This is a genomic window from Streptomyces sp. sk2.1 (assembly GCF_008120935.1).
In the GTDB taxonomy this organism is placed as follows: domain Bacteria; phylum Actinomycetota; class Actinomycetes; order Streptomycetales; family Streptomycetaceae; genus Streptomyces.
This window is the reverse complement of record NZ_RDBO01000071.1, coordinates 146,104-155,981: the sequence shown is the minus strand read 5'-3', so window position 1 is coordinate 155,981 and position 9,878 is coordinate 146,104. Positions and strand designations below refer to the sequence as shown.

The 9,878-nt window shown below is 74.1% G+C and carries 6 protein-coding genes; 2 read left to right on the top strand and 4 right to left on the bottom strand.

Annotated elements, in window-relative coordinates:
* Positions 1–440: hypothetical protein (locus EAO76_RS25490; protein ID WP_262375736.1), on the top strand; the 440-nt coding region annotated here is incomplete at its 5' end.
* A 75-nt stretch (positions 441–515) separates the two neighbouring features.
* On the opposite strand, the gene EAO76_RS25485 is transcribed toward EAO76_RS25490, so the two are convergent.
* The 4 genes from EAO76_RS25485 to EAO76_RS25470 all read right to left on the bottom strand — a co-directional run bounded on the left by EAO76_RS25485 (position 516) and on the right by EAO76_RS25470 (position 8,010).
* A complete protein-coding gene (locus EAO76_RS25485; RefSeq protein WP_148838255.1) occupies positions 516–1,430 on the bottom strand; it encodes a carbohydrate ABC transporter permease in 915 nt (304 codons plus the stop codon).
* Positions 1,427–2,824 carry a carbohydrate ABC transporter permease gene (locus EAO76_RS25480; protein WP_148838254.1) on the bottom strand — a complete coding sequence of 466 codons (1,398 nt, stop codon included), beginning with the start codon at positions 2,822–2,824 and terminating at the stop codon, positions 1,427–1,429. Before EAO76_RS25480 ends, EAO76_RS25485 begins: the two co-directional genes overlap by 4 nt.
* A 4-nt stretch (positions 2,825–2,828) precedes the next feature.
* A complete protein-coding gene (locus EAO76_RS25475) occupies positions 2,829–4,184 on the bottom strand; it encodes an ABC transporter substrate-binding protein (RefSeq protein ID WP_148838253.1) in 1,356 nt (451 codons plus the stop codon).
* Between the two features lie 142 nt (positions 4,185–4,326).
* Complete coding sequence (locus EAO76_RS25470; RefSeq protein WP_148838252.1) at positions 4,327–8,010, bottom strand: FHA domain-containing protein; 3,684 nt, start codon at positions 8,008–8,010, stop codon at positions 4,327–4,329.
* 501 nt (positions 8,011–8,511) lie between these two features.
* On the opposite strand from EAO76_RS25470, the gene EAO76_RS25465 reads away from it, so the two are divergent.
* Positions 8,512–9,878, top strand: a 1,367-nt coding sequence (locus EAO76_RS25465; protein ID WP_148838364.1) for a serine/threonine-protein kinase, incomplete at its 3' end; no start/stop codon positions are given.

Genomic DNA, 9,878 nt, shown 5'->3' with positions numbered 1-9,878 from the left:
GACTGGGCAGGTTCAACGCCTTGCTCCTGACTGCGGCGTCCCCGCCCCCGGACGCCGCAGTCAGGAGCAAGGCGTTGAACCTGCCCAGTCTGATGCTGCTGCTGTTCGCCGTGTTCTCCTCGGCGGGCGGCCAGATCATGCTCAAGCACGGGATGCGGAGCGCCGCGGCCGCCGCGGGGCACGAGGGCTCCCTCGCCATGCGTGCCGCGACCAGCCCCTGGGTCGTCCTCGGGCTGGTGGTCTTCGGGGTGTCCGCGCTCGCCTGGATGATCACCCTGGCCACGGTGCCGCTGTCCATCGCCTACCCGTTCAACGCCCTCGGGTACCTGCTGATCGTGCTGGCCGGGGCGACCGTGCTGCACGAGCGGACCTCGATGTGGACCTGGGGAGGATCGTTTCTGGTGGTCGTCGGCCTCATCACCGTGATGGTGGGCCAGTAGTGCCGAGAACGCCGGACGGGCCCGTTTCCGGGCCCGTCCGGTTCTTCCCGTTCCCGGTCGGCCGGGCAGGAGCGGCTACTTCACCGCGCCCGCCATCACGCCGGAGACGAACTGGCGCTGGAAGGCGAAGAAGACCACCAGCGGAATCACCATCGACACGAAGGCGCCGGGCGCCAGCACGTCGATGTTGTTGCCGAACTGCCTGACCTGCTGCTGGAGGGCCACGGTGATCGGCGGCGAGTCGGAATCCGCGAAGATCAGCGCGACCAGCATGTCGTTCCACACCCAGAGGAACTGGAAGATCCCCAGCGAGGCGATCGCCGGTCCGCCCAGCGGCATCACGACCCGGGTGAAGAGCCGGATCTCGCCCGCCCCGTCGAGCCGGGCCGCCTCCAGCAGCTCCCTCGGGATCTCCGCGAAGAAGTTCCGCAGCAGGAAGATCGCGAAGGGCAGCCCGAAGGCCGTGTGGAAGAGGATCACGCCCAGGGTCGTCTCGAAGATCCCGACCGCCCCGAAGAGCTTGGACACCGGGACGAGGGCGACCTGCACCGGGACCACCAGCAGCCCCACGACCACCAGGAACCACCAGTCGCGGCCGGGGAACTCCATCCAGGCGAAGGCGTATCCGGCCAGCGAACCGATCACGACGACCAGGACGGTCGCCGGGACGGTGATCATGATCGTGCTGAGGAGGGAGTCGGTGATGGTCGAGTTCTCCAGCAGCCGGGAGTAGTTGTCGAAGGTCAGCTGGGAGGGGGCCGTGAAGACCTTCCACCAGCCGGTCGACGCGATCTCGTCCGAACCCCGCAACGAGGACAGCAGCAGCCCGACGGTCGGCATCAGCCAGAACAGGGCCACCAGGACGAGGAAGACCCGCATCAGGCCCCCGCCGGCGCGGGCGGCCAGCCGCGAGCCGAGGGGCCGCCGGGCCCTCACCGGCCCGTCCCCGGCCGTCGTGCCCGCGGCCGAGGTCGTGGTCGACGTCGTCATCGGCGCCCCTCCTTCCTGATCCGGCGGATGTTGACGTACATCACCGGGAGTACCAGCAGCAGCAGGAGCACGGCGATGGCGCTGCCGATCCCGAGGTCCGCGTCCGTGCCGAACGAGGACCGGTAGAGCTGGAGCGCCAGCACGTTCGCGTCGTCCTGCGAGGAGCCCGGCGCGATGATGAAGACCAGGTCGAAGACCTTCAGCACGTTGATCATCAACGTCACCAGCACCACCACGAGCACGGGCGCGAGCATCGGCACCGTGATCCGGCGGAACACCTGCCACTCGTTCGCGCCGTCCACCCGGGCCGCTTCGAGCAGTTCCCGCGGCAGCCCCGCGAGCCCCGCCGCGATCAGCACCATCGCGAACCCGGCCCACATCCAGACGTAGGAACCGATGATCCCCGGTGTCACGAGCGTCGGGCCGAGCCATTCGACCCCGTTGTACGGCTCCCTGAAGTTCGAGGCGGGGAGCCGGAGTTCGGCGCCGTCGGCGGAGGCGGGCAGGGTGAACGTGCCGTCCGCCCCGGCCTTCGCCGTGGCGACCACCTCGCCGTCCTTGACCGCCTCGACCTCGATGCCCCTGAGTCCCAGCTCCTTGGGGTCGATGACGTTGGGCTCACCGCCGCCGCCCCGGGTGAAGTCCAGCCACGCGGTACCGGTGATCTTCCCGTCGTCCGCGACGGCGGCCTTCGCCGGCTCCGCGTCCGAGGGCATCTTCGTCGGCGCCACGCCGACCAGCGGCAACTGGACCGGCTGCCCGGCCCGCACCGTGGTCTTCGTGACGAACGAGCCGCCACCTCCCGCCCTGAGGGGGTGGACGGGCAGTGGATGCGCCTTGGGGTAGCCGGCCGACTCGGAGAACGTGTCGTGCACGCCCACCCACACGGCGTTGGCCACCCCGCGCTCCGGCGCCTGGTCGTACACCAGCCGGAAGATGATGCCCGCCGCGAGCATGGAGATCGCCATCGGCATGAAGACGACCAGCTTGAACGCGGTGCCCCAGCGGATGCGTTCGGTCAGCACCGCGAAGATCAGCCCGAGGGCCGTGGCGACCGTCGGCGCGAACACCACCCAGACCGCGTTGTTCTTGACCGCCGTGCGGATGGTGTCGTCGGTGAACAGCGCCTTGTAGTTGTCGAGTCCGGCGAAGCCCGTGCCCGCCTGGTCGAAGAACGACCGGTAGACGGAGTAGGCGATCGGATAGACCACGAGCGCGCCCAGCAGGACCAGCGCGGGCGCCAGGAAGAGCCCCGCTATGAGCCGGCGGGTGCCGGTCACGCTCCTGCGGCTGCGGTCCGGCCTGCCGAGCGATCTGTGGGGGGAGGAGGCCGGGGACGGATGCTTGTCGGCGGGGGGCGCCGCGTCGGCACCCCCCGCTGCGGATGTCGTCATCGGGTCAGCTCTTGTACGCCTTGGCCGCGTCGGACTCCAGCTTCGTCTGGGTCCCCGCGATGTCCTTCGGGTTCTTCAGGAAGTCCTGGAGGATCTTCCACTCACCCTTGCCGGGCGTCCCGCCGAACGACTGCGGGGCCTGGTCGGACATGTCGAACCGGACGGCGTCACCGGCCGTGATCAGCGCCTTCGCCATCGTGCGCTGCACCTCGTTCGGGTACGCGGCGGCGTCCAGGGACTTGTTCGGCGAGATGAACCCGCCCTGCTCGGCCATGATCTTCGCGGCGTCCGCCGAGGCCAGCCAGGTCAGCAGGGCCTGGGCGCCCTTGCCGTCCTTCAGCGCCACCGCGGCGTCGCCACCGGTCACGACGGGGGCCTCGGGGCCGACCGCCGGGAACGGGAACACCTTGGCGTCGGTGCCGATCTTGGCCTTCGTCTGCGCGATGTTGACGCCCACGAAGTCGCCCTCGAAGACCATCGCGGCCTTGGGCGTGTCACCGCCGGTGAAGGTCTGGGTGACCGAGGCCGGGAACTCCGTCTGCAGCGCGCCGTCCGCGCCGCCCGCGATCAGCGACGGCTTGCCGAAGAGCTGCGCGAGCGTGGTCAGCGCGTCCTTGACGGACCCGTCCGTCCACTTGATCTTGTGCTGCGCCAGCTGGTCGTACTTCTCCGGACCGGCCTGGGAGAGGTAGATGTTCTCGAACCAGTCGGTGAGGGTCCACCCGTCCGCGCCGCCGACCGAGACCGGGGTGACGCCCGAGGCGGACACCGTCTCGGCCGTCGCCAGGAAGTCCTTCCAGGTCTTCGGCTCACTGGCGCCCGCGTTCTCGAACGCCTTGGTGTTGTACCAGACCAGGGACTTGTTGGCGGCCTTGAAGTAGACGCCGTACTGGGTGCCGTCCACCGAGCCGAGGTCCTGCCAGACCTTCGAGTAGTTCTTGGCGAGCTGCTCCTTGGCCTCGGGGCCGACCGGCTTGGCCCACTTCTTCTCGGCGGCCTGCTTGATCGCGCCGACCTGCGGGATCATCGCGACGTCCGGCGGCTGACCTCCCGCGATCTTCGTACCGAGGAAGTTGACGATGGGGTCCTGCGCCGGGACGAAGGTGACCGTCGCCCCCGTGCGCTTCTCGAACTCCTTCAGCACCTTGACGAAGTTGGCCTGCTCGGCGCCGGTCCAGACCGCCGCGACCGAGAGCTTCTCGCCGTTCAGCTTCGGCAGTGCGACGGACGGGCTCGCCTCGCTCCCCGACGCCTTGTCCGGTTCGTCCTTGCCGCCGTCGTCGCTGCAGCCCGTGAGGGCCAGTGCGCCGACGGCGGTGAACACCGCGGCCGCCCTGCCGATCCGATGGGTTGTGCGCATTGCTTCCCCGTCTCTCACATCGATGTGTGCGCACAGTCCTACGCCGGGAGGGCGGACGCCGCAATACCGCTTCTCGCGTCAACTCCTTGATCGTGATGGGCTCGTGACGTAATGTCAGTCAATTCTCCGGGCGCCGCGCAGGTCAGGAGGGAACGGGGCCGAGCGGGGCCGCCGGCTCGGCTCCCACCGAGCGCGCCGCCCGCTCCAGGGCACTGGCCAGCAGCGCCAGGTCCGTCGGCCCGTTGCCCAGTTCGCGCACCGGACGCCGGGTCGGCGGATCGCCCATCCGTTCCCACTCCAGCGGGACGACGGTGGGACGCAACGTCGCCGTACGGGGTATGCGACCGGTCACCCGGCCGCCCTGGAACGGGGTCACCCGGCCGTCCGGATGCCCGAGCCTGCCGCGTCCGGGCGCCGGTTCGTCCGGCGACGGCGGCACCACGGGCGCGTCCAGCACGATGCGCAGCCGGGCCCCGTCGGCCAGGTCCGTGTCCTGCGTGCGGTCCGGGCGGGCGGACGTCGCGACCAGGTGGACGCCGAGCCGGCCGCCCTCCCGCGCCACGGCCTCCAGGGCCCGCACGACCGACCCCGCGGCGGGCCGCCCGGGACTGCCGAGCGCCGGGGCGACCAGCGCGTCGAAGTCGTCGACCAGGACCACGAGCCGGGGCATCGGGGGAGGTCCGGACCGGGCGGCGGACCGGGCGGCCGGGCGCAGCCGGAGCGTCCCGCTCATCGGGGAATCCAGGTCGCCGCGCTGCTCGGCGGCGGTCGGCGGACGCTGCCCGACCAGGTGCTCCGCCGCCTCGTGCCGTTGGTGCCACTCGGCGAAGCCGTACGGCCCCAGCAACTCGGCGCGCCGCTTCAGCTCGCCGCCCAGCGCCTGGGCGAACTCCCGCATCCGCACCGGGTCGTTGGCCACCAGATGCATGAAGGCGTGGGGGAGCTCGGTGCACGGGCTCAGGCTCTCGCCCCGCTCGCCACCCGCGCCGTCGACCAGCAGGATGCCCAGCCGGTCGGGCCGGGCGGCGGCGGCCAGCGAGGCGGCGACGGCCCGCAGCAGCTCCGTGCGCCCGCTGCCGGCCGGGCCCTCGATGAGCAGATGGGGGCCCTCCTGCGCCAGGTCCACGCTGACCGGGCCCCGGGGACCGGCCCCGAGCACCACCACGGGCCGCCCGACGGTCACGGGGCCGGCGGCGCCGTCCGCCGCGTCCGCCTCGACGGCGGTCCGGGCGGTGGCGGTGCTTCCGGTTCCTGCACTTCCGGTTCCTGCACCCCGGGCGGCGATTCGGGGCGTATCGCCGCGCGGCCCGCTGACCCGGCTCGGTCCGGACCCGGCGGAACGGGAGCCGGTGCCCGGGGCCTCGCCCCCGGCGTCGTCGCCCCGTGCGCCGGCCCAGGGACCGGTACCGGACCCGGGCACCGTCCGGGAGGCCGGGGAGCCCTGCCGCTGACCCACCGTGCGCGGCGCGGAGCCGCCCGGGTACGGGGTGCGGCCCGAACCGGGGGCGTCGTCGGCGGGAACGGGGACGTGATGCGTCGCGCTGCCGGGGTACGGGGTGCGCCCGGAGCCGGGGAAGGGGGTGGCGTCGTCCGGTACGAGGGCGTGGCCCGGGGTGCCGATGTGGGTGGCGTTCTCGCTGCCCGGGTACGGGGTGCGGCCCGAGCCCGGGGCGTGGTCGTCGGACCCCGGCGCGCCGCCCGTGCGCTGGGCGCCCACGCGCGGGTACGCCGTACGGCCCGAACCGCGGACGTCCGCGTCACCGCTCGCGGGGCCGCCCGGCCGACGGCCCGCGGCACCGGGCTGGTCGTCGGCCGTGGAGGCCCAGCGGGCCATCAGGGAGGCCGGGGTGGCGCGGGCCAGGCCCAGCTCGTCCAGCAGGCGGGCGGTCGTCGGCAGCGCCGCCGAGGGCCTGCCGTGGGCGGCCGCCGAACCCTCCGCGCGCAGCGGGGCCAGCGCCCGGCCGAACCGCTCGGCCCAGTGCGCCGACACCGCGTCCACCGCGGCGACCGTGCCCCGGCCCGCGGCCCGGCCGTCCGCCGTCCGCAGCAGCCGCAGGGCCGTCGCCACGTCGCCGCTCAGCATCGCCACCGCCCCGCACTCGCGGAACGCGATCGAGGCGTGGCAGGCGGCCTCGTACGTCGCCGCGACCGGCGAGGTGGGCGTGGCCGACGGGGTCTCGGCCAGACAGATCAGGTGGATGCCCGCCGCGGACCCGGCGGCGGCCAGCCGGGCGGTGTTCTCGCGCAGCACCGCCGAGCCGGGGTCGCCGTCGACGATCACCACCGTGTACGGCCCGGTGTACCGCTCGGTGGCCTCGGCGACCGTGCCCCGGTCCAGGCTCGCCCAGCCGGGCCCGAGCGGCCCGTCGTCCAGCCGGCGCACCAGCTCCGTCGTACGGGCGGTGGCCTGCTCGCGGTCGTACGCGAGGAGCAGCCGGCAGTCCTGGCCGTGCATCGGCCGCAGATGGGGCAGCCAGCCGAGCCAGGCCCACTCGCGCCTGCGCTCCTCCGCGCCGCGGGCGCGGTCGGCGCTGATCAGCACGATCTCCAGGTCGGCGGGGGAGTGCAGCGCGGCGAGCTGCGCCACCGCCGAACGGGCGAGCCCGGCCAGCCGGGTCCGCGGCCCCGCGAGCCCGAGCGAACCCGCCTCCCGCAGTCCCACCGTGACCGGCACGGCGGGCAGCTCGGCCCGGTCCGTCGTCCCCAGCCGCACCACCAGCGCCTCGGGGTGGTCGGCGCCGCGCTCCCACAGCCGGGGGCCGGGGCCGAGCGCGGTCAGCAGCACGGCCGCGGGGTCGGGCCAGGTGCTCCGCCCGTCGGCCCCCGACGCCGTCGCGCCCGGGTCGGGGGAGGCCGGTCCGGCGGCACCGGACCCGTCGGGCACCGCCCCGTGCGCGGGCTCGCCCCGGTTGCCCGCGAGGCGGCGGGCCCAGGCGCCTATCCCGCCCCGTCGGGCGGTCCCGCCGTTCGTCCCGCCACCCGCCCCGTCGTTCGTTCCGTCGTTCGTTCCGCCGTCCGGGAGGCGGTTGGGAGGCGCGGCGGACCGGTGCGGGCCGTCCCCGTCGCTCCCGCGGTCGTGCTCCGCGCCGGACGCCCCGCGGGGCGCGGGTGCGCCGGGGGCGTCCGGGGCGCAGTCGTGGTTCGAGCCGGGTCCTCCGTCGGACCCGGCGCCGACCGCAGTGCCGGAGACCCGCAGGTGTCCCTCGCCGTCCGGCGCCGTGGGCAGCGCCGGACCGGGCGCGCCGGGGGCCAGCCGGAGCGTGGACTCGCCGAGCCGCAGCAGCGCGCCGGGCTTCAGCCGGACCGGGCGGTCGCGGACCTCCGCGCCGTCGAGCAGGGTGCCGTTGGTGGAGCCGAGGTCCGCCACCGAGACCCGGCCGTCGGCGGAGACCGTCACCGCGCAGTGCAGCCGGGACACGTCGGGGTCGTCGAGCGGCACGTCCGCGTCGACGGAGCGGCCGATCCGGATCCGGCCGCCGTGCAGCAGGTGGACCCCGCCCGCGTCGGGCCCCGCGACCACGTGCAGCCGGGCCGGGACGGCGTCGTCCACCGCCTCGTCCTCGCCCGGGACCTGGAGCGAGAGCACCGCCCCGTCCACCAGCGGGGGTTCGCCCAGCGCGCACCGCTGCGCGTCGAGCCGCTCGCGCCCGGCGAACAGCACCACCGCGCCGCCGCCGAGCGATCCGTCGGGGCCGAGGGCGGCCGCGGCCAGATCGGACGCCACGGTGGCCAGCGCCGTTCCGGGCGGGGCGGTGACCAGCACGTCGCACGCGCGCGCCGGGGTCTGGCCGCTGCGCGGCGCGAGGACGGTCAGCCGGATCTGCATCGCCGTCGGCGGTCCCTTCTGCGCGGGGCGCCGGGCAGGGGAAACGCCCTGTGATTCCCCCCACCCGACACGGACGCGTCGTCCGTACAGGTTCGTCACGTGCCGCGGGGCTCCCGTCCCCGCAGTTCCGTGCTGGAGGCATCCTCGCACCTGCGACCGACAACACGCCCGGGGGTCACCGCGAAGTGATCTTGAAACGTCGGCTGTGCGCCCATAAGTGCCTGCTTGGCACCCCGGCCAGGAGGACGGAACCGTTCCGGAAAGCCGCCCGGAGCGATTCGTCGCACATGTGTGCGGCAACCATTCGCCCGGAGCGCGCGTCTTGTTCCGAAACCGGCCGGTGTCCTCTCGGAGCGGCATCCGGCCAACGACCGGACGGAGCGGCGAAAGCAACCGGACGGAGCTTCCTGGCCCCGCCGGTCACCCCACTAGAGTGGGCCGGAACTCCCGGGCGGAACCGGGAGCACCGCAAGCACCACGAATCTGCAGGGAGCGCATGACGTGCGGCCGGTAGGCAGCAAGTACCTCCTGGAGGAGCCGCTGGGACGCGGCGCCACGGGCACCGTCTGGCGTGCCCGCCAGCGGGAGACCGCGGGTGCCGAGGCGGCCGTCGCCGGTCAGCCCGGCGAGACCGTCGCGATCAAGGTCCTGAAGGAGGAACTCGCCAACGACGCCGACGTCGTGATGCGGTTCCTGCGCGAGCGCTCCGTGCTGCTCCGGCTCACCCACGAGAACATCGTGCGCACCCGCGACCTGGTCGTCGAGGGCGATCTCCTCGCCCTCGTCATGGACCTGATCGACGGTCCGGACCTGCACCGCTACCTCCGCGAGAACGGTCCGCTCACCCCGGTCGCCGCCGCGCTGCTCACCGCGCAGATCGCGGACGCCCTCGCCGCCAGCCACGCGGACGGCGTGGTCCACCGCGACCTGAAGCCCGCCAACGTCCTGCTGGACGAGAGCGGCGGCGGGATGCGCCCGATGCTCACCGACTTCGGCATCGCCCGCCTCGCCGACTCCCCGGGCCTCACCCGCACCCACGAGTTCGTCGGCACGCCCGCCTACGTGGCGCCCGAGTCCGCCGAGGGCCGTCCGCAGACCTCCGCCGTCGACATCTACGGCGCGGGCATCCTGCTGTACGAGCTGGTCACCGGCCGTCCGCCGTTCGCCGGCGGCACCGCCCTCGAAGTGCTGCACCGGCACCTCAGCGAGGAGCCCCGCCGCCCCAGCACCGTTCCGCAGCCCCTGTGGACGGTGATAGAGCGCTGCCTGAGCAAGGAGCCCGAGCGCCGCCCCAGTGCCGAGAACCTGGCCCGCGGCCTGCGCGTCGTCGCCGAGGGCATCGGCGTGCACGCCAGTTCCGCCCAGATCGCGGCGGCCGACGGCGTGGGCGCCCTCCTCGCCCCCGACCCGGCACCCGCGCCCGTCCCGGGCGCCCCCGGCGCCGCGGACCCCACGCAGGTGCTGCCGAGCAACGCGGGCTCGTACGACCCCGCCGCCGCCACCAGCGTCCTGCCGCAGACCTCCGGCCAGGGCGGCGGGCACGCCGACCCGACCTCGGTCCTGCCGCCGGTGCCGCCCCGCCCGGACGGCCCGCCGCAGCCCGAGGACCCGCACCCCTGGCAGTCCCAGCTCCGGGCGGCCCGCGACCGCAACGAGCAGACCCAGGTCCAGTACCTCGACCCGAGCGAGGACCCGCTGCGCCGCCGCCCCCAGCGGCAGCCCCAGCCCCAGCGGCAGCAGCAACCGCCGCAGCACCGGCAGCAGCAACCGCCGCCGCAGTACCAGCAGCCCCAGCAGTACCCCCAGCAGCGGCAGCAGCAGTACCAGCCGCAGCCCCAGCCCCCGCAGCAGTACGCGCCCCCGCAGCA

Bases quoted from the DNA above. Each gene is read 5' to 3' on its own strand.
- EAO76_RS25475 (WP_148838253.1), bottom strand. From the start codon at position 4,184: ATGCGCACAACCCATCGGATCGGCAGGGCGGCCGCGGTGTTCACCGCC.
- EAO76_RS25485 (WP_148838255.1), bottom strand. From the start codon at position 1,430: ATGACGACGTCGACCACGACCTCGGCCGCGGGCACGACGGCCGGGGAC.
- EAO76_RS25470 (WP_148838252.1), bottom strand. From the start codon at position 8,010: ATGCAGATCCGGCTGACCGTCCTCGCGCCGCGCAGCGGCCAGACCCCG.
- EAO76_RS25480 (WP_148838254.1), bottom strand. From the start codon at position 2,824: ATGACGACATCCGCAGCGGGGGGTGCCGACGCGGCGCCCCCCGCCGAC.